This is a genomic window from Streptomyces sp. NPDC006235, assembly GCF_040613735.1.
Taxonomy (GTDB): Bacteria; Actinomycetota; Actinomycetes; order Streptomycetales; family Streptomycetaceae; genus Streptomyces.
Genome location: NZ_JBEXSR010000075.1, coordinates 1 through 23,418, shown reverse-complemented (window position 1 = coordinate 23,418; position 23,418 = coordinate 1). Strand labels below are relative to the sequence as shown.

The window sequence follows — 23,418 nt, the reverse complement described above, 5'->3', positions numbered from 1 at the left end:
CAACTCGCCCCGGAGCCGTTCCACTTCCCCCAACCTCACTCCGGGAAGCTGCCCACGATCAGCCGAGATCACTCAATGTAACGAAGCACTACTAGTCGTCCTCGAGCACGAAGCTGGTCTGCACTCGCAGGGACGACAGCGCGGAGAGGGTGCCGGTGGCCAGATAGGTCCCGGCGGGTGCCCTGGTCGTCTCGGTGCAGGAGGTGGCGCGGCGGCGGTTCCAGCGGTAGGTGACGGTGGCCGCGGAGTCGGGTGACACGGCGATCCAGCGGTCCGGGGTCTTGGCCGCACACCCGGCCGAGTCCCACAGCGGCTGCTCGTCGCCGGCGGAGGCGAGCGTGAGCCTGACCAGCCGGGGTGTGACGTTGATCCGGCACTCGGACGTGCTCTTGACCGTGAAGACGAGGACCGGGCCGTCCGTCAGGCCGTAGCTGTTGCGCTGCGACCGCAGTTGGGCCGTGACCGGTCCGCTCGAGCCGGTCGTGGTGCAGCGGGGCAGGTTCATGACGTCGGGCTCGTTCGCGGACTGGTAGCCCACATCGGGAACGGTGGCCGGCGGCGGAGAGGGGGCGGTCTCCTGGCTCCCGGTCCGTGCCGCATCGGAGGTACGGACCGAGGGGGAGCTGTTGGTTGAGGACGAGCCGGAGGCCGAGCGGGAGGCCGAGCGGGAGTCGTCGGCCTGGGCGCCGCGGTCGTCGGCGTCCGCCCGGGAGTCCCAGAGCGCGTATCCGGTTCCGGCGATCAGGGCCGACACGGTGACGACCAGCAGGCCGATCCGTGCCCATGCATACCTCCGACCGCCCCTCATCAAGCGGTCCAGCTCCCTCCCGGACCGCTTGGCGTCCCTCAGCACGCGTTCTCGCTCGGTGAGCTTCCTGCCGGGCACACGCAGCCGCGGGCCGCTCGCGCCGCCGGCACCCGCGGAAGTGCGCGGCGCGGCCGGCTCCTTGGGCAGGCCCGGCCGGCGGCTGCCCGGCACGGGCGCGTCCCGCACGCCGCGGGTGACGACCGTCGGGGCGGGCGCCCCGACGCCCATCGCCGTGGGCTCGGATCGGGTGGCGGAGCCCGGTCGGTTGGCGGTCACGGGTCTGGGAGGCCGCGGCATCGACGAGCGGCGCGCGGGCAGGAAAAGGAACTCCTCCCTGTCGATGTCGGTGTCGATCCGCAGGGTCTGCGACGGCCCGCGCTTGCGGTAGGCGCGGTGCAGCAGGGTCATACGGTCCTGCACCTCGCGCTTGAACGCGGCCAGGTCGAACTGTGCCTGCGGCCGGGCCGCGATCACGTCCGCCACCGACCGCGAGAAGAGGCTGAACGACTCGCCGGGCCCGATGCCGGGCACGGGGTCGACCAGCGTGTCGCGCGGGCGGACGAACAGGGCCAGCTGACCCGGTGAGCAGGCGTAGACCCGGGCCACCTTCCGGCGCAGCGCTGCGCCGACCTTCTGCTCGCCCCAGTGCTGGACGCCCGCCAGCCCCATGGACTCCTGCTCGATGCCCTCGCGGCAGGCGTCGATCAGGAAGACGACGTGCCCGGCGAGGGTCTCTTCGAGATGCTCCTGCCAGTCGATGGCCACGCACCCTGACTCGAAGGGGTACGTGTCCTCATGGATGTCCTCGGGCACGAGGTAGTCCCGGCCCCGGGCGTGTGTACCCCGTGCCCGCTGAGGGCGATGACCAGGGTGTCGCCGGCATGGGCGCGTCTGAGGAAGCCGCTCACCTGGCCGTTGACGAAGTTCGCCGAGATCTGCTTGCCGTCCCCGCGCCGGGCGACTGCCTCCACCTCGTCGAATCCGCTGCCGCGCAGAGCCGATGCGAGGCGGGTGACATCATCCGAGATGAACGGCAGAGGCGGCACGCCGTACGTCTCGTACGCCCCCGCCCCGATGAGCAACGCCTTGTATCGCCCCACGACCCACCAGTCACTGCTTGAAGACCAGCACGACGCCGTGGCCCCGCTGCACCTGCCCGCCGCCGATGAACTGCACGCCGCCGCTCGCCGTCACCTGGAACGACAGGTGCGCCTCGCGCAGCGGCAGGGGCCCGCCCCGGGCAGCGGCCTCGGTGAAAACCTGCTGCAGGGCGTCCACGGCTTCGGCGAGGTTCTTGCGCAGCGGCCCGAGCGGCACGCTCCGCAGCCGGGCCTCCCCGGCCCGTCCGCCGAACAGGCCCATGGAGTCGCCGTCGTCGGCGTCCTCCTCGTCGTACGTCACCCAGAACGGCAGCGCTGAGACGTCGGACGGCTCGCTGGCTGAACTCACCCATCCCCCTTCGGACAGTGACGGCATGCCCACTGTACGGAGTGCAGGGCTCGCGTGGGGCACGAGCGGGGAAAGCGGCCCGAGGGGGAATCCGGGTCAGGCTCTGCCGCTGCCGACGATCAGGCTCGCGCCGAGAGCGATCACCGTCACGGTGACCAGGGCGTATAGAACCGGCCAGGCGGCCGGGCGGGCGGATGGACGTGTAGCCGAGTCATCCTGGTCCACATCACAGCGGACGGTCATTACTTCTATGTCGCTGACCGCGACACGCTGCGTGCCGAAGTACAAACCCGCCACAAGCGGTTCTTGGAGCAAGTGGGAGGTGTACGCCCTCGGAGCAGTTGCTGACGTAGCCCGATCTCGGCCTCCGCCCTGTACACGGCTCCGGAGGGCCTTTCGGTCCCGTGCGTACACGCAGGTCACGACCGTACGAGGCGATCTGTCGTCGGGCTCTGTCCACAAATAGTCCGCAGCCCTCCGAGTGGTCTCCTCGTCGCGAACTACAGGCACCAGGGTTGCTGAGGTCTCCTGGGCTGGTCGCTCGCTTGCCTCACATCAGCGTTGAGGGACTGTCGCACATGATCTACGAACACTCGCCGAGCACGTCGGTACAGTGCGGGAACATAGCTGCCGAGTACCATCCCGTCGTCGGTTGGCCACTCGTCGTCTTCTTCGCTCTGGGAAGAGAGAAGAAGCACATCAGCAACATGCTTGAGGCGTTCCACCAGCGGGATGACCGCCTCGGGTGCGTCCAATGCCACCAGGCTGGCGGCTTTGCCCAGAGCAGTGTGCGCGTCGTTCAGCCTGGTCTCTGCCTCCTCACGAGCTGGGGACCCTGGCGGAAGCGATGCACGCCATGACATGCCCACGGCGGCCTTCTCGAACCCATCTGATGCTGCGAGAAGATCTACGTAGGCCTGTCTCTGAGCGGTGCGACGCGCTTCGGCGTGTAGGGCACGAGCGGCTATCTTCGCTGCTTCCACTGCATTGTCCGCAGCGCGTCGGGCTGCTCTGGCTTGCAGATATGTCGCTGGAAGTCCCAAAGCCGTGACCCCGGCTGCGACTACGGCGGCTATCCCTCCAAGATCCATACGCCTCATCATGGTGGAAGCTCCGCTTGCTCACCGGGTAGGGTGCCGTCGATCTCGGGGACGCGGACGAGGGTTGCGAGCATCCTGCGGCCGTGGGCTTCGAAGTCGTAGTCGTGCGTAAGGGCTCCCATCCCGTCCACCGCTTGCGGTCGTCGGTTCCCGTGACTCGAGCGCTCGCCCACAGGGGTCTCACAGGAGCACCGGCCTGTGGTAGCGCAGTCGGAGTGAGATGGTCATGCCCGGGTCGCGGCATTGCCCCCTCGTGCCGAGAGGCGCGGCACGTGGTCCACCCACGCCATGTCGGCCGTCGTGACGAGCGACTGGCCGGCCACGGTCGCGGGGGTGACACCGGTGAACGCCACGACGTCCCGGTGCAGATGCGACTGGTCGGCGTAGCCGCACTCGGCCGCGACCCTGGCCGCCTCCTGGCCCCCGGCCAGCCGGGTGGCGGCCCGGTCGAAGCGGACGAGCTTCGCGGCACGCTTGGGCGGCAGGCCGAGCTGCGCGTGGAAGCGGGACCACAGGCGCTTGCGGCTCCAGCCCAGCTCGTCGGCCAGCCCCTCGACCCGCACCTGGCCGTGCCCGGCGACGATACGGTCCCAGGCCCAGGCCAGCTTCGGCTCGATGGCGGGCCCCGCGGCGGACAGCCGGGCGAGGGACGCCTCGACGAGCGCGAAGCGTTCCTCCCACGAGGCGGCCTGGGCCAGCTGCTCGCGAAGCCGGGCCGCCCGCCGCTCTCCCCACAGGTCGTCCAGGGCCACCACGGAACTCTCCAGCTCAGCAGGGCCCACCCCCAGCACGGCGCGCGCGATGGCGGGGGACAGACGCACCTGCATCCACTCGACGTTCGCGGCCCGCACCCGCGCCGCACCGCCGACGCCGAACCCGAGCCCGGTGACAAGGCTGCCGCGGTGCTGCCGCCCCGTCGACTCGTCGATGCCGAGCGCCGCCTCACCGCAGGCCAGCGCCAGCGTCAGCACCGGGTGCGGGTCGAGCCGGTGGTCGACCGGAGCGGGGCCGCGATCGCGGAACCCCGCCAGGACGACGCCGGGTACGCGGCTGGGCCGGACCGGGCGCGTGACCTGCCACACGGGGGCAACGACGCGTCGGCGCACGGCAGTTGACATGCGTCCATGCTACGGGCCCGCCCGGACGGAACATTTCTTCAATCCAGCGGGCCGCAGACGCGGCGAAGGTGAGCGCATGACTTCCACCGGAACCACCGCGCCGCCACGACCGGGCGTGGCCCGCCTGTTGCGCCCGTACGCGGGCGGCTTCGCCGTCGTCGTCGGCCTGCAGATCATCGGCGCTGTCGCCGGCCTGGCGCCGCTCCTCGCGGTCGTCGAGCTCGGCCGTACGCTGCTGGCGCCGGGGCCGGCCGACGACGGGCACGTGCGCAACGTTGTGCTCGCGGGCGCGGCAGGACTGCTCGTACGGCTGCTGTTCACGGCCGCCTCGTCCGGCGTCGGACACCTCCTCGACACCCGGGTGCAGCTGTCGCTGCGCCGGCAACTCGCCGCGCGGCTCGGGCGGGTGCCGATAGGCCGGCTGGCGCGGCGGCGCACCGGGGAGCTGGCGAAGCTGGTGGGTGAGGACGTCAGCGCCGTGCACCCGCTCATCGCGCACACGCCGGGCGAGCTGGTCTCCGCCTTCGTGGTGCCGCTGGTCTCGCTCGGCTACCTCCTCACCGTGGACTGGCGGCTGACGCTGATCACGCTGATCCCCGTGCTGCTGGCGGTCGCGCTGGTGCCGCTGATGATGACCCCTGCGCGGCTGCGCGAGCAGAAGGAGTTCGACGCCGCGATGGGGCGGATCTCGGCGTCGGTGGTCGAGTTCGTGCAGGGCATCGCGGTGGTGAAGGCGTTCGGCGGGTCGGAGCGGGCGTTCGGGAAGTTCCGTACCGCGGTGGGCGACTTCACCCGGAGCTTCTACCGGATGGTGCGCGGCCTTGCCGGGGTCGCCGCCGGGATGCAGGTGGCGCTGTCGCCGCCGTTCGTGCTGCTGGCGGTGCTGGTCGGCGGCGCGTACCGGATCACCGGCGGCGGGCTCGCCCCGGCGGACCTGCTGCCTTTCCTGCTCCTCGGCCTCGGGCTGACCGCGCCCGTGGCCGCGCTCGGGCACGGCTTCGACGACCTCCAGGCCGCGCGGCGCGCCGTCGGCCGCATCCGGGACGTACTCGCCGAGCCGTCACTGCCCGAGCCCGTGCGGCCGGTGGCGCCCGAGGGACACCGGGTGGAGCTGCGGGACGTCCGCTTCGGGTACGAGGGTGCCGCGGCCGGGCGCGAGGTGCTGCGCGGGATCGACCTGGTGCTGGAGCCGGGGACGATCACGGCCGTGGTCGGGCCGTCCGGCAGCGGCAAGTCCACGCTGGTGCAGCTGCTGCCGCGGTTCTACGACCCGACGCACGGCTCCGTGCTCCTCGGCGGCGTCGACCTGCGGGAGGTGGGCAGCCAGGAGCTGTACCGGCGGGTCTCCTTCGTCTTCCAGGACGTCCGGCTGCTGCGCGCGTCGGTCGCGGACAACATCGCCCTCGCCGTCCCGCACGCCGACCGCGACGCCGTCGTCCGCGCCGCCCGCCGGGCGAGCATCCACGATCGCATCCTCCAACTGCCCCGCGGCTACGACTCGGTGATCGGAGAGGACGCCCGCCTCTCCGGCGGCGAGGCGCAGCGCGTCTCGATCGCCCGCGCCCTGCTCGCTGATGCCCCCGTCCTGGTCCTCGACGAGGCCACCGCCTTCGCCGACCCGCAGACCGAGCAGGCGGTGCGCGAGGCGCTGGCGCAGACCCGGGAGAAGCGGACGACGCTGGTCATCGCCCACCGCTTGGAGACGATCGCCGACGCCGACACCGTCGTGATGCTGCGCGACGGCGAGATCGTGGAGCGGGGCACGACCGCGGAACTCCTCGCGCGGAACGGCGCATTCGCCGAATTCTGGAAGATCCACGCCGGTGCCACGGAAGCCGATGTCATGGAGGCCCGTGCCACGGAGGCCGATGCCATGGAAGGGGAAGAGGCCCGATGATCAGCACACTGCTGCGTGTGCTCGGCCCCGAGTACGCCGGGCCGGTGCGCCGCACCGTCGCCCTGATGACGGTGACCGCCCTCGCCGAGGGACTGTCGTACGCCCTGCTGGTGCCCGTGCTGCGCGCGCTCTTCGGCAGCACACCCGAGGACGCCCGGCCCTGGCTGTCCGCCTTCGGCGCGGCGGTCGCGGTCTATGCGGTGCTGCGGTACGTCAGCGACCGCTCCGGTTTCCGCGTGGGCACGACGATGCTGCACGGCATGTACGAGCGTCTCGGCGAGCACCTCACCCGGTTGCCCATCGGCTGGTATCAACCCGGCCGCACCGGCGAGGTGTCCGTCCTCGCCAGCCAGGGCGTGTTGCAGGCGATGAGCGTGATCGCGCACCTGCTGGCGCCGTTCATCTCCGCCTGTGTGACGCCGCTGACGATCGTCGCCGTGATGCTCGCCGTCAACTGGCAGCTGGGGCTTGCCGCCCTGATTGCCGTGCCATTGGTAGCCGCAGTCCAGCTGCACACGGCCCGCGCGACGACGGCGACCGACACGGAGCGCGTGGAACGCGAGCGCGCGGCCACCGGCCGCGTCATCGAGTACCTCCAGGCCCAACCGGTGCTGCGCGCCGGCGGCCGCACCGGCGAGCGATTCGGCTTGCTGGACGACTCCCTGAAGGAACTCCACCGCGCCGCGCGTCGCTCCACCATCTCGGCGCTGCCAGGTGTGCTGGGTCTCGCGGTCACCGTGCAGGCGGTGTTCACCGCACTGCTCGCACTCGGTGCGTACCTCGCCCTCGGCGGGAACATCGGCGCGGCCGAGGTGCTCGCGGTCCTGGTGCTCGCCGCCCGCTGCGCCGACCCCCTGCTGTCCCTCGCCGAGATGAGTGGCGGCATCCGCGCCGCCCGCGCCGAACTCACCCGCCTCGACGACGTCCTCAACACCGAGCCGCTGCCGGAGCCCCGCGCGCCGCGCGAACCGGCCGGTCACGACGTCGAGTTCGACGCGGTCACGTTCCGTCACGGCGACCGCGTGGTCGCCGACGGGGTGACGCTGTCCGTGCCCGAGGGCGGGCGGCTCGCCGTCGTCGGGCCGTCGGGCGCCGGCAAGACGACGCTGCTGCAGCTGCTCGCGCGCTTCCACGACGTCGACGCGGGCGCGGTGCGGATCGGCGGCGTGGACGTACGGGAGATGGACACCCCGGCGCTGATGGCGCGGATCGCCATCGTCTTCCAGGACGTCTACCTCTTCGACGGCACGATCGAGGAGAACGTACGCCTCGGCCGCCCGGACGCCACCGACGCCGAGGTACGGGCCGCGGCCGCCGCGGCCCGTCTCGACGAGGTGATCGAGCGGCTGCCCGGCGGCTGGTCGACGGACGTGGGAGAGGGCGGGGTGCTGCTGTCGGGCGGCGAGCGCCAGCGCGTCTCCATCGCCCGCGCGCTGCTGAAGGACGCACCGATCGTGCTGCTCGACGAGGTCACCTCGGCCCTGGACCCGGTGAACGAGGCAGCCGTACACGCCGGCATCGAGCATCTGATGGCGGGCCGGACCGTGGTGATGGTGGCGCACCGCATGGGGACAGTGCGCCGGGCCGACCGCGTCGCCTTCCTGGACGCCGGGCGGGTGGTCGAACAGGGCAGCCACGAGGAGTTGCTGCGACGCGCCGGCCGGTACGCCGCGTACTGGGAGCTGTCCCGGGCCGGGGCGGCGCGGGACTGAGACGGCCGTGCGGGTTGTCGCTGCGGCCCGCAGGGCCTCGGTGGAGAAGACGACGGAACGGCCGACGAGGAAGTCCTCGGGGTCCTCCAGCCGAGATCGGGCCACGGAGATCACAGGGCAGCGGAGCTTTTCATGGTCGGTGTGGCGGCGGTGGCCGTTCTCGGTGTCCTCTACGACAACCAGGATCCGGCCGGAGAAATGGCCGCACTGGGCGTCGAGCGCAGGGGCGAAGTAGCCGCCGACGTCGAGGAGGACGACCTGGGCCAACTGAGTGACACCGTAGACACGGCCAAGCTGAGAGCGGCGACAGCGAATGCCCCGGACGCGTCGGTCATTCGAGGATGATATGGGCGTCGGGTCGAGACGTGCGATGTTTTTCCCGGTTCGTGTCACCTCGCTGGCATGGCGGTAGCACCAGGCACCACAGGTGCGGAACGCCTTGTCACCTGTATCCATCAGCTACCCGTTCGGGGCTCTCTCCGCGACAGGCGCGAGTCGTGGGAGTGTTGGGGGTGACGATCTGGTGGCCAACACGCTTTCCAACTGTGTTGGTGGGGTGGTGGGCTCTGTGCGAGGGCGTTCACCTGGGTTCATGGGCGGCTGGTCGGAGAGGTGGGGACGGCTCCGGGTCTCGCCTGAACGGCCGTGAACGGCGCTGAATGAGACGGAAACTGAGACGGGCGGGCACCACCTGACCAGGCTGTTCGAAAGCTGACTTGAGCCTTTGCCGCCTGCCATCACCGATCTCCCGCAGCCATCCGACTGGGGCGCTTCTGACGGCTTCCAGCGGCGTCGGAACCAGGTCACGGCATGGGGCGTCTTCGTCCGCATGACCGATACACGGATCAGCATCCGCTCGGCCCATGAGGAAGAGGCCGCGGCCCTCGCCGCGCTGCATACCCGTACCCGCACGGCGTACTACACGACGGGCGGCGTGCCGGCGGAGGAGCTGGCGAGTGCGGAACGCATCAGCGCCTACTGGGAGCGCGCGGTAGCTGAAGGCCGGGCGCAGGTCGCTGCCACCCTCGAAGGCCGTGTGGTCGGTTTCCTCATGGCCGGACCGCCGAAGTTCGACGACCTCGATGCCGCATCGGTACGAGAGTTGCAACAGATTGGTGTCGAACCAAACGGCTGGGGCCGCGGCGTCGGCAGCATGCTGCACGAGGCGTTCGTGCGGCAGTTGCAGGCGGACGGGCTCACCGATGGAGTGCTGGAGTGCTGGGAGGCCAACGCGCGGGCGCAGGCGTTCTACGCCCGGCACGGCTGGCGTCCGGACGGCTCCCGCCGCACTGGGCCACTGGGCTATGACTACATCCGGCTGCGGGTGACAGTCCCGATTTGACCAAGCCGGGGCGGGGAGACCTGGCTGTCCAAACAACAGAGGCCTCGGATTTCTCCGAGGCCCTGTTCCTTGTACACCGGGTGGAGAGCAAACCTGCGACCTTCTGATCCGTAGCTCTATGTGGATCGGCCGCTGATGGTCATACCGGTCGCGGAACGGCCGTGTGAGTGCCCTACCGGGCAGGGCCGGATGCTGGGGTTGCAGTACTTCGCTGCTGTACAGCACCAGTTTGGAAGATCGCGTACGTGCATTGGGGTTGACCTGGGTAGACGGTGAACTGCACGTTCTCCTGGATCTCCCCGCTGTTCCCCGGCGTTCCCCGCAAAGCGCTCGCCGCACGGGCACGCGAGGGGCATGGTGCCCACTGACGCTCGTGGTACCCTCGCCCACGAGCGGTGTGAAAGCCCAGGTGGCTTTTCTCGCTCCCTACCTGAAGGGTTCGACCAGGTGTCGGACGATCAGGACTGGCCTTCCTCCTCCTCGCGCCGGCAGGGCTGAGGTCGAAGAAGCGTCAGCAAGATCATATTCATTGACTCCCCTGAGGAGTACCACGGTGGGTCCTGTGTGGGCCTGCGGGTTGCTCAGCACCTGATAGCTGAGCGTAGCTGGAAGCAGATCTAAGTGATCTGTCGCTGAGCCCCCGACTGCCGGGCAGGGCCTCGGTTCTGACCACGTTTCGCGTGTGGTCGAGCTGAGCCTGCCTTCGTGCGTGCGGTTCGACCACCTGTTCAGAAAGGTGCCGGACCTGTGGGTGCCGGAGTCTTCCTTCCAGCCAGGGCGCTTCTCCTTCTGATGGGAATGTTGTTCTCCCTGGTCATCGCCCTCATCGCCGTGATCATGACTCGCTCAACAGGCGTCTCGATGGTGAATGCGATCTTCAAGGGTGGTGCCGCCTTCACGGCATCGATGCTCATCTGGATTGCCGCGATGGCACTCTGATCCGCCAGTGACCTGGTGCGTTGCCACCCCATGTGCGGATGTTGGCGCACCAGGTCGGTGGTGTCCCAGAGGGCGATGCAAGCCAGCGGGGCACCAGTCACCAGTTGAGGACGGTGCCCCGCGATCGGCTAGGGCCTTCACGTCTGGCCTCATCCTTACCAGGTCGATCATGTGAGGTCATGGACGTCGGCCAACTTGCTCTGGGCCTCGGTGGATCGTCCGTCGGTGTTCGGCGCTGACCGCTGCCGTTCGCCCCTGTTGATGTCGGCCGTTGATGTCAGCGATGAGGGGCGCTCTTGACAAACCCAACACAGGGCCTGTCTCGAAGTCGGGTGTGAGCTTGTGCCAAGATCGCGGGATGCTGCGACTCACCGATTTCATTATCGACTGCCCGGACACGATGAAGCTGGCGGCTTTCTACTCCGAGGTGACGGGCCGTCCGGTCAAGGAAGGCAGCTCCGAGAACTGGGCTGGCATCCAGTTCGGCGAGATCGAGCTGGCATTCATCCGGGTGGACGACTACCGCGCTCCGCAGTGGCCCGACAGCGAGCACCCCAAGCAGTTCCACCTCGACTTCGAAGTGGACGAGATCGAGTCCGAGCAGCGCCGCGTCCTCGACCTCGGCGCGACGCTAAGGCAGGACTTCATCGGCCCCAACGGCTACGGCTGGCAGGTCTACACCGACCCGATCGGCCACCCCTTCTGTCTGTGCCGCAACAAAGGCGTCATCTGGACCGACCAGGGCCCCATCTGGCCCAAGCGCGACTAATCAGCCGCCCACTTCCTCACCCACCACTCTCCCCAGCTTCATGGCGTCCAGGTGCAGCGCGCCACTGTACGAACGACCTGGACGCCATGGGCCGCGTCTGCTCGGCTCTGCCTGGGTCGGCGGTGGACGGGATGGGAGCTCCCCCGCACGCCACTGCGGTCGGGAACGGCGCCCCCTCCATCCCGGTGCCGGCCGATCCCCCGCCGGAGCGGAGCGCAGCCGGGGCTTGAACCAGTAGAGAAGGTCGTAACTCAGCCGGTCGGCGGGGACTTGTCCGGTCCCAGTAGATGCTTGACACTTCGGTCCCAGCTGATGGTTGACAGTGGCCGTGTTCGGTTTTTCTGTGCGCGTCGTTGCTGCGTGTGGCAGGAGGCCGGGATTGGCGCTGGTGGAGTTGTCGGTTGTCGAGGTCGACCTCACGGCCGCTCCCTCTGGCGGTGCATGAGTGGCCGATCGAGTACTTCGACGTACATGACCCGGCCATCCACGACGTCCAGGCACAGCATGCCTCGCGAGGGCAAGAGCGGGACGCACCGATGGCCGGCGCCGTACGGCTGCCCCTGCGGATGAGCTGCGGTCTGGAAGCTCTGGCAAGAGCCATCGCCGCAGCGGCACTCATCAACCAGACGAAGATCCCACGCGCAGATGGCCAGCTCACGTTCTCCTTCGTTCTCCAGGAGAGTGATCAGCTCTGCGACGAGATCCGGGAAGACGTCGCGGACAAGGGGGTAGTCCTGCTCCATGACCGGAGGGTAGCTAGAGACGACACAGCGTTAGGCCCACTGTCAAATATCACCTGGGACCAGAACGTCAAGCATCAGCTGGGACCCGACACGGTCGGCGGGGACTCGACGTTGAGTGCAAAGGCGGCAGTTCAGTGTTCTGCCGCCGGTGGGGGAAGGGCGGAAGAGTCAGTCCAACTCGCCCATCGTGCTGCGCAGCCAGTCCAATGGGTCGGTCGCCAGTAGTTGGTCGGCCAGTTCGTTCGCCGTCTTTGTGATGAGGCGGCCGCGGCTGTTGTCGATCCAGCGCTGTGCGTGCTCGTAGCCCTGGGCTTTGTACTCGATGCCCTGGAGCATGCACTCCAGCTTGTCCGCGTCTCGTGCGCAGATCGCTTCGGGGGTTTCCCGGGCCTCGTATTCGGCGATCAGTTCGCGCACAGTGGACGCGAGTACCTCGGGCATGCCCGACATCTGGTCGGCGGTGACCACCGCGGGGTCGGCTTCGCCGGCGCCGTATTTCTTGGCCAGGTGGTTGACGTCGCCGGTCCTGGTCTCTTGCGAGTCGTGCCAGACGGCCAGGAACGCAGCGCGGGCGGGGTCCGCCCCCTCCAGTTTGGCGATGATCGACGCGATCAGCGAGGTGCGCCAGGAGTGCTCGGCGACGCTCTCCGGGTCGCGCACGCCTGCCATCCACCACCCGGTGCGCTTCGACTGCTTGAGCGTCCCCGCTTCGTACAAGAACCGCGCCACCTGCGTCAGCTCTTCGGCCACGGTCGAGTCTCCTCTCACGCCTCGGCAAGGCGGATCGCATACCTGATGCTGTCCAGTTCACGGCGAGCGCGAGCCGACAACTCCCGGCTATCCAACATCACCGGCAGCCGGTCGCGCAGGGCTCGGGTCGCTGCGCCGGATTTGAGGAGGTGCGGTCGGATGGCGAGCAGGGACCACAGGGAGTGGATGTTCAGGTCGACGTACCCGTGGTGAGGAGCCAGTCCGTTTGCGAGGTGGGAGAGCAGCTTGTCCCCGGGCCAGGGGCCAGGCTCTCGGGAAGCGATGAAGTCGTCGGACAGTTCGAGGTGGCGGCTCTCGCCCACCCAGTACGCCCAGTAGTTCAGGTTCGCGGCCTCGCCGCGGTCGTCGTCGAGCAGGACGGTGTCGATGAATTGGCCCATCCGCTCGCGGTCGCCCTGCCGCGCGGCGACGGCCGCCACGGAGCGGGCGTTCAGCCAGTCGATGAGCCAGCCTCCGGGCCGTTCCGTGGACTGCTGGTGGGCGAGCCATTCGGGAGTGTCGGGCTGGTCGTCGTAGCCCGACAGGTACAGCGCCTGGCGCCGTAACAGGAACTGCTCTTTGCGTCGCGCCTGTTCGGCCGTGTCCCGCATCCGTGCGAAGAACTTGCGCCGGTCGGTGGCCCGCAGCTCGGGCGCTGACGGTGCGGGTTCCCGGCGGGGCCGCCGGGGCGCGGGCAGATCGCGCACCGGCTGTGGCGGCACTCGGGTGAGTGGCCATGCGAGGACCTCGACCAAGTCACGCTGCATGACCCATGCCCCGAGCGGGCTCTGGTCGGCGGGTGTCTGCTCGTCCAAGGCGTCGGCCAGGAGAACGTCGGCCTCTGTCGCTCTCTCAATCGTCTGAAGCAGGGCGGGGGAAGTGCCCATCTGCATGAGGCGGTGCCGATGCACGAGCATCTGCCCGACCGGCAACGCGGGCAAGGGCCGGCGTCCGGACTCCCAGCCCGCGATCGTGTCCGACGAGACCTCCAGTCGCTCGGCCACATCGTCCTGCGTCCGGCCGAGCTGCTCCCGGATGACCCGGAATGTGTATCCGGAGATGACCCCGATTCGGGGTCGCGCGGGCGTACCCCGACCGCCAGTCAGGGTTCGTCCTGGGATTGACGGCACCTCGACCACCTGTCCCCGCGTGGGCCCCATCCATACCTGTACTGCCAGTCACTTCAGCCGCTGAACGGCGTTTCCTACCGTTCGAGCAGTAGCGACTCGGCAACTCAGCGTATAGGGAAGGTGCAGCCATGGACGCCGATACGGCAGGAGGTATCCAGACGGGGGAAGGCTCAGGCGCACTCAGCGTTCTGCGCCCGATCGGGGCCGGGCCCGGTGTGCTCATCCACCCTACTGCGGACCGTCGGCTCGCGACGGAGGACTGGCTGCTGACGACGTTGCCGCCCGCGCTCCGGGACCGGGCCCGGTGGGAGTGGCAGCAGCACCGGGTGGCGATGCTGCCGCTCGGTGGGCTTTTTTCCGCCCTACGCATTCCCGAGTGCCTGTTGGCCGCTCTGAGCACCGGCCCCGAGGCCGGTTGCTTGGACGAGTTCCTGGCCGAGGCCCTTGGTGGCGGGCCGGTCATCTGTGACCCTCGCTTTTCGCGGTACTACGCGCTGGTGCCCGCCACCATGCCGGCGACGCTGCATCAGATGGCCGAGGCGTGGCGTGCCCTGGATGTGGATTGTCTCGGCCGTGGCAGCTACCTGGGAGTGCCGCGGCTGGATGCTGTGAACCGGGAACAGGCGCTGGCCACTTACTGGTCGGTGCCGATGGACTCGGCCGAAGTGCTGTGCACTCCGCTCGCGGTGGCCCGGCTGATCGCCGCCGGACGGCGCTGCCTGGAGACGGAGCCCGAGGCATGAGCGGCACGCCGTATCCGTCATTCGCCGATGCCCCGTGGGCGGATGCGTACGCGCGGCTGGCGAAACACTGCAGCACCTGCATGACGTGCATGGCTGTGGACGAGGAGGGCGTGAACCTCGAACTCCCCTGCACGACGGCCGACCAGTTGAACGAGGAGTACCGACAGGCACGGCGTGCACCCGCCGCCTCGACATCCCCGGCCCGGGGTTGCACCGGCTCCTGGGGCGCCGAGGTGGGGCGAGACCTCTCGACCGGCCGCGTTGATGTCAGAAGCACATGTCAAAGACCCCGGACCATGATCGGTCCGGGGCCTTTGCGCTGGTGCCCCCGGCAGGATTCGAACCTGCGACACCCGCTTTAGGAGTTCGATCTCCTCTCGCCCTGGAATGGGCCCACCTCAGTCACTGGTGCCGCACGTGGGTGCTGAGTGTCGCCGCCGTCCGGGGGCGTTGATGTCAACGTTGGATGTCAGCGGAAGAGCTGCGGCACGGGGCAGGGCTCCAAAGGCGCATCCGGTCGGTCGGCCCAGTTCCACCAGACATGCCGACCGCTACACCTCCACAACGTCCGGCAGGTCCGCCGGACGTCGTCCTCCCGCCTGGAGAGGACGAAGCCACCAGACTTCATGGGCTGGCTGCACTTGGGACAGACCGCAGCGTCGTCGGTCATGCCGCGCACCTTAACGGAGCGACCCCTTCGTCCCGAAGCAACTTGGGTGGCCGCTCGGCCTGGGGCTGGTTTACCCCTCACCTGGGCTGATGGTCCGCAGACGTTCGCGGTCGTCCGCTGGTGTTCGTCGGCGTTGTCACGCAGTTAGACACTCATGGCTGCTGGGCAGCTTGTTTCGCTGCCCTGTTCCGGGCGTGAGCTTCGCGTCGCAGTCGGCGTTCATAGTCCGCGATCTGGCGGGCTATGGGGACGCTGATGGCAGTTCGGATCAACCGCTCGTCTTCACGATCCACCAGGAAGGGACCGTTGCCCCCAACTGAGGGCGCTGTCCGCTCTGACCGTCCCAGACTGCCCCCAGTAGAAGAACCACCCGAACGGCAAGGCCTCCACGGCTGTTCGTAACTTACATGTGGGGGCGCAAAGTTGAAGATCCGTCCGAGCATTAGTTCTAAACCAGCAGGTCAGAACCGCTACGTTGACGCAATTAAAAAATCAGACCACCATGAGGTTTCGGTTGCTCGCTTCTGGTGCGAGCGCATCCGCGAGAGGAAGTGCCGTGCCGAAGGGCCACAAGTGTCCGGTCTGTGACAGGAACACGCTTCAGCCGTACACCACCAACCAGTTGAAGTGCTCCCAGTGCCAAACGGTCGTGAAGAAGGACCGACTCCGCTGAGCTGCAAGGATCGGCTCCGCGACCGCAGCGAACCCAGTAGAGAAGCCCGGCGCTCCCTACGAGCGGCCGGGCTCTCTCGTGTCGCGGGCCGGTGTGGAACAGCGGACGTCCCACACCAGCCCTCGCGTGTGGTGTTGCTAGTCCATGCTGTCTGTCTCGACGGCGGGACGCTCCGGCTCTGCGTACTCAGGGATGCGCTGGCCCCGGCTCTCGCAGATGTTCAGGACGTCCGTCAGGCTCTCGAAACGGCGGGTGACCCAGCGGAGTTCGGCTGTCGTTAGGCTCGCCGTGTCCTCGACCATCGGCTTAGCCAGGATCACGATGACCGCGGCCGTCTCGATCTGCTGCTCCTCCATGCAATCGGCCAGGAGGGACAGCGGGGTGGGTGTGCCGTCGGTGATGAGGTGCGCTCGCTTGCCCTCGGGTCCCGAGAACGGGAGCAGCCTCACGACGGACGGGGACGGGGTGCTCTCGGGATGGGTGCTCATACCGTCGCTCCGTAGAAGTTGATTCCGAGGATTGCCAGGGTGAGAGCGGTGCGCCGGTCCCGCTGCCGCTCTCGCTCCTTTTCGAACTGGATCACGTAGGCCGGACGAGCAGCGAGCCGTCGGCCACGATCACGCCGAAGCGGTCTTGGTCCTGGAGGAGCAGAGTCGGCAAGGCCGAGCGGGCGCCCGGACGTTCCACACCCAGCGTCTGTGTCTGCCGTGTGCCGAGTAGGAGGGGTTACGCGGCGCCTGCCTTGCGACGTCGACTACAGCGAGCCACGACGGCCGGCCCGCCACGACGATGCCAGAGTCCTCAGCTTGGGAAGCTGCGATCATTCGGGGGCGATTCATGGACTGACCTGGGCCAACGGCTTGGATGTTGCTTCGGGGGCCTCCGCGGCAGTCGCCGTGGTTTCCTGCTGTTCCCCGCTCAACCTGGTGCGGTTGTGGTGCGCAACTCTATGGAACACGTCGTACTCGTGTCGTGCCTCCGGCGTGAGTTGCCTCCGTTCCGACTCTGACAGCGGACGACTCGTCGCGGCTGCGACCTGGCCCAGCGACTCACCGGCACTCGCCCTCACGATATCGGGCGTGCTGGTGTCACTGGCTACCTTCAGTAGAGCGAGGCAGAGCAGACGCGGGTCAGAAGCGCCAAGATCGTTCGCACAGTGGCACCCTCCACCTGGACACCCCGGAACCATGCCTGCTCCACGGTGTGGGCGTTGACGGAGCGTGGGAGGGCAGCGGTGGGGCGGAGGGGCTGTTGCTCGCGGGCTGTGCCGCACGAGCCTTTGTGACGAAGACGAGGCTGATCAAAGCACGCGTCGATAGCATGCCAGAGGCCCTCGACCGAGCGGGCAATGACTGTAGCGAGAAGGGACGTCATGCAAGGGCAAGACCGTGAAGAGCTCACGAGTGAAGAAATTCAGGAAAATTGGCAAATCGCCAAGGCTGACATCAGGACCGGCGCAATGGATTTCAGCATCGATTCGTTGGTGCGGATTTTCGAGCAAGGGGATCTCGTAATTCCATCCTTCGCCCGCCGAAAAGTCTGGACATCCTCTCAGAATTCTCAATTTATCGAATCACTTCTACTGAACATTCCCGTACCTCCCCTATTTTTTGCAGAGGACCCCGACACCTATAAATATTCGGTTCTTGACGGGACTCAGCGCCTCGACGCGGTGCTCTCTTACGTAAAAGGAGAATACCCACTTCAGGGCCTCGAAAGTCTAGCGTCGGCTAACGGGCTTACATTCGAAGAGCTCCCCCACCGCATGCAGCGGCACCTACTCATGTGCACGATGCGTGCGGTAATTGTGGCTGCCACCTCCACCTCTGATGTGACAACTGCTGTTTTCTCCAGACTCAACACAGGAGGCACTCAGCTAACGACACAGGAGATTAGAAATGCTATACACCAGGGGCCATTCAATTCGCTGACGGTCGAACTTGCTGAAAGTGAAGATTTTCGTCGCGCTCTTGGCATGAGCTCAGGAGGCGTCAGACACATGCGTGACGCGGAGCTGATTCTGCGTTACTTTTGGCTCACTGATGAAGCATCGGATTCAACGCCGTCGCCTCAGGCGCTGACACGTTACTTGCAACGCAAGAATGAATCTTCGCCTGCAGAAATCGAAAAGTACAGAGAATCATTCGTCACCAGTCTAGATAAATGCCTAACAGCCTTTGGGGCTGAGGTGTTTAGGCGATGGCTGCCCGGGCAAGAAAAAGCGGAATCGAGATTCTTCACTCCTCTATATGACGCCCAGATGTTGGCGGTCCGCAATTTCTCCACCCGTGAGATTGATCAAAATGCAGCACAGATTCGCCTAGGTATGCGCAACCTTTTTACTGATCCAGAGTTTCGGGCGATTCTCACACCAACTAGCAAGCACCATCTGATGTCGCGCGTAAACGCAGTTGTTGCGATGATTGAAAGTGTCGCGAGGTAGCGAATGCCGACTCAGAAATTCGGAAGACAGCTCGACGACGTCGAAGATATGCTAGATCTCGCCGAGTCCATCAGCTTGCGCCATCCAGCGTTCTCCTATTTGCCCAAGATGCCAAGCACAAGCCCCTTGCTCGCAGGAGCAGTAGTGCTTCTTTGTGCCCGATTTGAGGAGTTCATTAAGGACGTAGTCACGTATGCGCTGGACAAGCATGGAGAAGCAATTCCAGAATTTACTCTTTGGGATCTTCCGGAGCGGCTACAGCTTCTGTTAATTACGAAAAATATGAACGCCGCTCTCCAGGCGAAAAGATTCGGCAAATTGCGCGACCAGATGGAAAGGATCAACGAGGGGAGGGTAGCGGCACAGGGGATAGCTACCGGTAAAATCAGCGCAGGACAGGCAATTGAGACCGGAGGTAATCCGGGACCTGATACGGTCGCCGAGCTAATGAAGCTCGTTGGAGTTGAGAAGCCATGGATGCAAATTTCAAAACATTTTGATGCGTATTACGCGGAACCCGCTAGGGCGGAACTATCCGGTATAGCACTAGGCGACCTGCAGGAGCGTCTCGGTGAGTTGGTAGGGCTGCGCAATATCGTCGCACACAGTGGTGCACGAATCCCGTCGTCGCCGACCGAGATCCGCTTTAATGTGCATTTCACGCGACATCTTGCTGACGCCGTATATCAGGTTCTTAAGGACCGGGTTGAGGAGGATGCACGGTCTAGTGGCCGGGTTCCTGGCCAATGGTCTAGATGAAATTTGGGTATAGCCGCGCAGCGGGGCCCGTCAACCTGGCGATCCGCTGCTCCACATGCCCGGGAACGCATGTAAACGACTCCGGTCTGTGCGTCCTTCCCTTAATTTCCTGTTCTACCGAGCACGGCAGGGGGGCATGAGGGCGGGGTCGCGTAGACGATCTCGCAGTGCGCTGCGGGCACAACGATGTCCGCCGTCTCCATGAGTTGGGCCCTGGTCGCTGTATTACGTCCGCCGCGTGTGCGTCACGAGTGCGGCCCTCTGGATGCCAAGCAGCGGCTTCGTCTCGGCAGATGCCTGCCACGACACCTCTCGCGGCGTGTCGCCCTTCCTTCGGATGGGTGACGATCGTGCCGGCTGGTGAACATCGGTCGGGGAAGCCTCGTGAGCTGGTCAGTAAATTGCCCTGCGTGCCATGAGCTTGGGAAGCTGGGGCTCTCTGGTGGCGACATCGGAGCATGCAGCCCTCGCCCGCGAAGCCTGGACGAGGACCAGCAGGAGAGATGCGGCACACGAAGTTGCTCGCCGCAGAGCCAGGCTGACTAACGACTGACCGCGCACGGCACCTCTGGGTCTTCGTGTCTGGGGGCGCAGACGGGTTCCGGCGGTACTGCATCCTTTTGGCTGAGAAGACTGATGGTGCCCGTCATATATGAAGCTGCTCCCACTCGGCATTGGCTTGGTGTAAAACTTTCTGGAGATCACCCCTGTATTCTTCAATCTTCTCGGCAGTCACTACTTCGGCTTCCTTCTCGAAAGTTATACGGGATTTCAAGGCGTAAAGATCATTCAAAGCCTTCTGTTTACTCACCCAAGCTGGACGGCTTGAGAACCAGCCGACCCAAGCTGCCGCAACGGTAGTTAGAGAGGCTGAAATAAGCGAGGCCACTTTCAACCAAGTCAATCCAAATGCTTCGCTCAGTGCAATGAACAGGGTCGTCAAGGCGCCTAGCGTTGCAGCCGAGATTGTTTCAATCAAGGAAACGGTGCGGAAAAATTGCTTGGATGACTTGAAGCTCTTCACCTGCTTATCTAGCTCCCCCTCGATATAGGCAAGCGCCCCATCTTGATTCATGAGATCTCGACCGCCTGCTAATTAGCTCTTTCCCGTGCGAGAGAGCTCAATGTAGAGCCGCACTATGTCAGGGAATGGAAACGTCGGCTCTACCGGGTTGTGATATTTAAGTGCCGTGCGCGCCCAATTGAGGATAGGTGTGCGTGATGGGATTTCATGGACCGCCCACCCGATTTTCCCTCGTGTAACCAACGTCATGAAATGTGATATGCACAATTGTCTGTTGCTTGGGCCGCGCAGCATGAGAACGCCTAGCCACGGAATTGATGTCTTGTCGCCGATCAAGGCGCCAAGGAAGCTGGTCAGCATCAACCGATAGGCGGCATCATCAAGGCGCGGGGTGTAAATCTGCTCGTCCGCTTCGTAGTAGGAGTCAGGGTGGCTCAGTACCTGTTCCGGGCCCGCCTCCAAGAGATCGGCATAGCGCATATGGGCGGACGGCGCAGAGCTATCGACCTGAGGTGTCCACCATGGCTCGCTGCCTATTGGCTCACCCGCACTTTGTGCCAAACGGGAGGCTGGCACAGTCTCGGCTTCGAGGGCTTTTCCAATCAACAGCCTGGCGTGATTTGCATGATCCTCCAGAGAATATGACGCATAGTTCAGGAACTCCACCAGACCTTGCGTGGCGTACAGGTTCTCTATGGCCCAAGTGAAATAGAAGAATTCCTCAGGCTGATTGACTGTTGGAACTCTCACTAGTAAACGTCCTCTGCGGCTCGACCGAACGGGTATACCTTCTGAACCTTTTTCACGACGAACGGTGGTCCGAGGCGTCTCGGTATTCCGAATTCCTCCAAGTGATCAACCGCATCGCCGCCGAGTTGATACTTGGCTCTAAGTTCGGAGATGTCCACGCCAGCGTCGCATTCACCATGAATGGTGAGGACGAATCCTGGTGTATCACCCTTCTTTGCGAACCCCTCGGCGATTGACCACAGGCGACTACATGACACGAATGGGTTCCTATACTTCTTTATTTGTATCTGGAGTAGCTCGTTTTCCAGTGCGTCGCGGGCTCCTGGGATACCCAAAGCTGTCTTCTCCATTAAGCCTTGGAGGAGCTTTAGTGTCTGTTCGGTCATTATTCGCGGATTCCCGCCAAAATCAACCCGCAATGAGGGCGCAGTAATATCCATGTCCGAGAACCATTCTTTCTGGCCTCGATACAAGGTAAGGAGAGATGATGTAGTCACGTCACGGCTCTCCCTTCCAGTCGTGCGCATCTATTATTTTATGTCGGCGTCAACTGGCGTGCATCTCGAGCACGACTAGGTCGGTGGAACGGCTTTGGGCTGGAGCTGCTTTGGCGCGAGTGATCATGGCCCCGTAAGCTTCCGGCGCGTCGGGCAGTCTGTGGACCTGCCCGGTAAAGCACGACGTTGGGGCCATGATCTTCGAGGCTCGCGCCAAAGTGGCTGCCTAAAGCCGTGCAGCCGACCGCCCCAGCCACGACGTACCCCTTCTCTGACGTCAGGTGGCTGGATGCTGTGCGCGCGGCGCGGGCGCCGGCCGGGCTGGAGCGGGGCGGAGACAGACATCTCACGGCGTTAAGGCGTCAAGGGGCGGTGGGGGGAAGGCGCGGTCTTCGTTGTAGGGCTGTCGGGTTTGGAGGCAGTGGTAGAGCTGGCCGATGAGGCGGTTGAAGAGGTGGCGTTGGGCGGCTGCGTTCCAATCGCCGTGGGCTCGTCTGCGCTGGTAGTGGGCTTTGGCTCCGGGGGAGGCGCTGAGGGAGGCGAAGGCCCAGAGGTGTCCGGCGTGGCAGAGTCGGTCATTTTTGATGTAGCGGCGGCCGATGTAGCGTTTTTTGCCGGAGGAGCGGGTGATGGGGGCGGAGCCTGCATAGGCTTTCAGGCCTCGGGCGCTGGTGAAGCGTGCGCGGTCGTCTCCGATTTCGGCGAGGATGCGGGCTGCTAGTTGTGGCCCCAGCCCGGGGAAGCTGAGCAGGATTTCGGCGTCGGGGTGCGTGCGCAGGTGTTCTGCGACTGCGGTGGTGAGGTCGTCGGTGGCCTGGCAGGCCGCGTCGAGTTGGATGAGCAGGGCCAGGAGTTGTTGTCCCATGGCGCGTTCGACTGCCGCGGGCTGGCGGGGCCGGGGTGTGCGGAAGAGGGTGTGCAGCTGCCGGGCGTCTGTGTCGATGTTGCGGCTGCGGCCGGCCCGTTTGAGACCTGCGCGCAGTTGGCTGAGAGTCAGTCGCGCGGCTTGGTCCGGAGTGGGTGCCATCGTCAGCACTTTTCGGGCGTCGGGCCGGGACAGGCCGCCTTTTCTGGTGTGGAAGGCATCCAGGGCAGCGGGATAGTACTCGCGCAGCAGCGAGCGGATCTGGTTGGCGATCTGCTGTCGGTTCCAGACGGCGTCCTGCTGGGCCCGGGCCAGGACGGTGATGGCTCTCGCTTTGTCGCTGTCTGCGGGTAGGGGGGCGGTGGCGGTGCATGTCTGTGCGCAGGATGTGGGCCAGGGCCAGGGCATCGCCGGGATCGGATTTGGTGCGGGAGACGGTGTGGCGGTCTCGGTAGCGGGCGACGGCGAGGGGGTTGATCGCGAAGACTTGCCGGCGTCCGGTGTGGAGGGCGGCGACCAGCAGCCCACGACTGGTCTCGATCGCTATGGGGATGGGCTGGCTCGGGGTGTCACCGTGTTCGGCGAGCAAGTCGAGTAACTGAGCGTATCCGGCGGCTTCGTCGGTGATGCGGCGACGGGCGAGCAGGGTGCCGGCTTCGTCGATGAGAGCCACATCGTGGTGCTGTTCGGACCAGTCGATCCCGCAGAAGATCTTCACGGCGTCCTTCCTGCGTCGGCGCTGCCGGGTGCGGAGCCTGTGCGGGCCATGCGGCGACCTAATTCCAGGACTTGATCCGTCCGCCATCTCACCAGCCGTTCATGGCACCGGTTTCCGGCAGATCCTCTGCCTCACGAAGAGTTCGCTGGCTCGCGGAGCGAAGAAGAGGTTCCTTCTGCCGGGTTGGCTCCCACTCCAGCCGCGTGGGGTTGTGCGGCTGTGGTGTGAAGTCGTGATGGTCCGAGGACACCGGGTGTGCCGCTCTGTCTCAAGGCTTTTGAGCCAGAAGCGCAGTAGGCATCTGCCCGGTGTCCACGCGGCCGTCACGTTCCACGGGCCTTGTGTGGGTGCCGCTCTTCCGTGAGGCGTCAGCGGCCAGGAGAACCGCAGGCGTTCCCCCACTCGGCCAACACACGATCGACCGCCTTAGGGGTCCTTTCAGAATGCTGGGATCTTGCGGGCGAGGATCATGCATTGGGCGAGCTGGAGGAACGCGTCGTGCATGTCGTCTCGGGTTTC

18 protein-coding genes and 3 pseudogenes are annotated in these 23,418 nt (G+C 65.8%); 8 read left to right on the top strand and 13 right to left on the bottom strand.

Annotated features, from left to right (window positions below; translation table 11 throughout):
• Window positions 1–91: 91 nt before the first annotated feature.
• The 3 genes from ABZ192_RS41760 to ABZ192_RS41750 all read right to left on the bottom strand — a co-directional run bounded on the left by ABZ192_RS41760 (window position 92) and on the right by ABZ192_RS41750 (window position 4,475).
• Window positions 92–1,621, bottom strand: coding sequence for a hypothetical protein (locus tag ABZ192_RS41760; RefSeq protein WP_356929682.1), 1,530 nt, complete (start codon window positions 1,619–1,621; stop codon window positions 92–94).
• A 297-nt stretch (window positions 1,622–1,918) separates the two neighbouring features.
• Window positions 1,919–2,257: a hypothetical protein gene (locus ABZ192_RS41755; RefSeq protein WP_356929681.1), complete on the bottom strand. Its 339-nt coding sequence runs from the start codon at window positions 2,255–2,257 to the stop codon at window positions 1,919–1,921.
• A gap of 1,324 nt (window positions 2,258–3,581) precedes the next feature.
• A complete protein-coding gene (locus ABZ192_RS41750) occupies window positions 3,582–4,475 on the bottom strand; it encodes a helix-turn-helix domain-containing protein (RefSeq protein WP_356929680.1) in 894 nt (297 codons plus the stop codon).
• Window positions 4,476–4,551: 76 nt separating this feature from the next.
• On the opposite strand from ABZ192_RS41750, the gene ABZ192_RS41745 reads away from it, so the two are divergent.
• Window positions 4,552–6,372, top strand: a complete 1,821-nt coding sequence (locus ABZ192_RS41745) for an ABC transporter ATP-binding protein (RefSeq protein ID WP_356929679.1) — start codon at window positions 4,552–4,554, stop codon at window positions 6,370–6,372.
• Complete coding sequence (locus tag ABZ192_RS41740; RefSeq protein ID WP_356929678.1) at window positions 6,369–8,084, top strand: ABC transporter ATP-binding protein; 1,716 nt, start codon at window positions 6,369–6,371, stop codon at window positions 8,082–8,084. Before ABZ192_RS41745 ends, ABZ192_RS41740 begins: the two co-directional genes overlap by 4 nt.
• Window positions 8,085–8,114: 30 nt before the next feature.
• Here the strand turns inward: ABZ192_RS41740 and ABZ192_RS41735 are convergent.
• Window positions 8,115–8,342, bottom strand: a pseudogene (locus tag ABZ192_RS41735) (adenosylhomocysteinase); the annotation flags it as partial.
• Between the two features lie 571 nt (window positions 8,343–8,913).
• Here ABZ192_RS41735 and ABZ192_RS41730 point away from each other — a divergent pair.
• From ABZ192_RS41730 to ABZ192_RS41720, 3 genes are all read left to right on the top strand, one after another.
• Entirely contained in the window at window positions 8,914–9,426 is a 513-nt protein-coding gene (locus tag ABZ192_RS41730; protein WP_356929677.1) for a GNAT family N-acetyltransferase, read from the top strand.
• Window positions 9,427–10,173: 747 nt separating this feature from the next.
• Window positions 10,174–10,365, top strand: coding sequence for a hypothetical protein (locus ABZ192_RS41725; RefSeq protein ID WP_356929676.1), 192 nt, complete (start codon window positions 10,174–10,176; stop codon window positions 10,363–10,365).
• A gap of 358 nt (window positions 10,366–10,723) precedes the next feature.
• Window positions 10,724–11,134, top strand: a complete 411-nt coding sequence (locus tag ABZ192_RS41720) for a VOC family protein (RefSeq protein WP_356929675.1) — start codon at window positions 10,724–10,726, stop codon at window positions 11,132–11,134.
• A gap of 416 nt (window positions 11,135–11,550) precedes the next feature.
• Here the strand turns inward: ABZ192_RS41720 and ABZ192_RS41715 are convergent, their stop codons facing one another.
• The 3 genes from ABZ192_RS41715 to ABZ192_RS41705 form a co-directional block, all read right to left on the bottom strand.
• On the bottom strand, window positions 11,551–11,877 hold the full coding sequence (locus ABZ192_RS41715) for a hypothetical protein (RefSeq protein ID WP_356929674.1): 327 nt from the start codon (window positions 11,875–11,877) through the stop codon (window positions 11,551–11,553).
• Between the two features lie 168 nt (window positions 11,878–12,045).
• The gene (locus ABZ192_RS41710; protein WP_356929673.1) at window positions 12,046–12,627 is read right to left on the bottom strand and encodes an HD domain-containing protein; all 582 of its coding nucleotides are present in this window, start codon (window positions 12,625–12,627) and stop codon (window positions 12,046–12,048) included.
• 14 nt (window positions 12,628–12,641) lie between these two features.
• Window positions 12,642–13,787, bottom strand: a complete 1,146-nt coding sequence (locus ABZ192_RS41705) for a helix-turn-helix transcriptional regulator (protein WP_356929672.1) — start codon at window positions 13,785–13,787, stop codon at window positions 12,642–12,644.
• A 98-nt stretch (window positions 13,788–13,885) separates the two neighbouring features.
• Here ABZ192_RS41705 and ABZ192_RS41700 point away from each other — a divergent pair, with 98 nt between their 5' ends.
• Window positions 13,886–14,500, top strand: coding sequence for a hypothetical protein (locus ABZ192_RS41700; RefSeq protein ID WP_356929671.1), 615 nt, complete (start codon window positions 13,886–13,888; stop codon window positions 14,498–14,500).
• Between the two features lie 1,480 nt (window positions 14,501–15,980).
• Here the strand turns inward: ABZ192_RS41700 and ABZ192_RS41695 are convergent.
• Window positions 15,981–16,331, bottom strand: a complete 351-nt coding sequence (locus ABZ192_RS41695) for a hypothetical protein (protein ID WP_356929670.1) — start codon at window positions 16,329–16,331, stop codon at window positions 15,981–15,983.
• Window positions 16,332–17,215: 884 nt separating this feature from the next.
• On the opposite strand from ABZ192_RS41695, the gene ABZ192_RS41690 reads away from it, so the two are divergent.
• Entirely contained in the window at window positions 17,216–18,286 is a 1,071-nt protein-coding gene (locus tag ABZ192_RS41690; RefSeq protein WP_356929669.1) for a DUF262 domain-containing protein, read from the top strand.
• A 3-nt stretch (window positions 18,287–18,289) separates the two neighbouring features.
• The gene (locus ABZ192_RS41685; protein WP_356929668.1) at window positions 18,290–19,045 is read left to right on the top strand and encodes a HEPN domain-containing protein; all 756 of its coding nucleotides are present in this window, start codon (window positions 18,290–18,292) and stop codon (window positions 19,043–19,045) included.
• Between the two features lie 101 nt (window positions 19,046–19,146).
• Here the strand turns inward: ABZ192_RS41685 and ABZ192_RS41680 are convergent.
• The 5 genes and pseudogenes from ABZ192_RS41680 to ABZ192_RS41660 form a co-directional block, all read right to left on the bottom strand.
• Window positions 19,147–19,400: pseudogene (locus tag ABZ192_RS41680) on the bottom strand (GntR family transcriptional regulator); the annotation flags it as partial.
• Between the two features lie 291 nt (window positions 19,401–19,691).
• On the bottom strand, window positions 19,692–20,120 hold the full coding sequence (locus ABZ192_RS41675) for an SLATT domain-containing protein (protein WP_356929667.1): 429 nt from the start codon (window positions 20,118–20,120) through the stop codon (window positions 19,692–19,694).
• Between the two features lie 21 nt (window positions 20,121–20,141).
• Window positions 20,142–20,819: a hypothetical protein gene (locus ABZ192_RS41670; RefSeq protein ID WP_356929666.1), complete on the bottom strand. Its 678-nt coding sequence runs from the start codon at window positions 20,817–20,819 to the stop codon at window positions 20,142–20,144.
• Window positions 20,819–21,205 carry a hypothetical protein gene (locus tag ABZ192_RS41665; RefSeq protein WP_356929665.1) on the bottom strand — a complete coding sequence of 129 codons (387 nt, stop codon included), beginning with the start codon at window positions 21,203–21,205 and terminating at the stop codon, window positions 20,819–20,821. Before ABZ192_RS41665 ends, ABZ192_RS41670 begins: the two co-directional genes overlap by 1 nt.
• A 457-nt stretch (window positions 21,206–21,662) precedes the next feature.
• A pseudogene (locus ABZ192_RS41660) lies at window positions 21,663–22,899 on the bottom strand (IS110 family transposase).
• Between the last annotated feature and the right edge of the window lie 519 nt (window positions 22,900–23,418).

Coding starts and splice junctions, on each gene's coding strand:
- ABZ192_RS41750 (WP_356929680.1), bottom strand. CDS start 4,475: ATGTCAACTGCCGTGCGCCGACGCGTCGTTGCCCCCGTGTGGCAGGTC.
- ABZ192_RS41745 (WP_356929679.1), top strand. CDS start 4,552: ATGACTTCCACCGGAACCACCGCGCCGCCACGACCGGGCGTGGCCCGC.
- ABZ192_RS41740 (WP_356929678.1), top strand. CDS start 6,369: ATGATCAGCACACTGCTGCGTGTGCTCGGCCCCGAGTACGCCGGGCCG.
- ABZ192_RS41730 (WP_356929677.1), top strand. CDS start 8,914: ATGACCGATACACGGATCAGCATCCGCTCGGCCCATGAGGAAGAGGCC.
- ABZ192_RS41720 (WP_356929675.1), top strand. CDS start 10,724: ATGCTGCGACTCACCGATTTCATTATCGACTGCCCGGACACGATGAAG.
- ABZ192_RS41715 (WP_356929674.1), bottom strand. CDS start 11,877: ATGGAGCAGGACTACCCCCTTGTCCGCGACGTCTTCCCGGATCTCGTC.
- ABZ192_RS41705 (WP_356929672.1), bottom strand. CDS start 13,787: ATGGGGCCCACGCGGGGACAGGTGGTCGAGGTGCCGTCAATCCCAGGA.
- ABZ192_RS41700 (WP_356929671.1), top strand. CDS start 13,886: ATGGACGCCGATACGGCAGGAGGTATCCAGACGGGGGAAGGCTCAGGC.
- ABZ192_RS41695 (WP_356929670.1), bottom strand. CDS start 16,331: ATGAGCACCCATCCCGAGAGCACCCCGTCCCCGTCCGTCGTGAGGCTG.
- ABZ192_RS41690 (WP_356929669.1), top strand. CDS start 17,216: ATGCAAGGGCAAGACCGTGAAGAGCTCACGAGTGAAGAAATTCAGGAA.
- ABZ192_RS41685 (WP_356929668.1), top strand. CDS start 18,290: ATGCCGACTCAGAAATTCGGAAGACAGCTCGACGACGTCGAAGATATG.
- ABZ192_RS41675 (WP_356929667.1), bottom strand. CDS start 20,120: ATGAATCAAGATGGGGCGCTTGCCTATATCGAGGGGGAGCTAGATAAG.
- ABZ192_RS41665 (WP_356929665.1), bottom strand. CDS start 21,205: ATGACCGAACAGACACTAAAGCTCCTCCAAGGCTTAATGGAGAAGACA.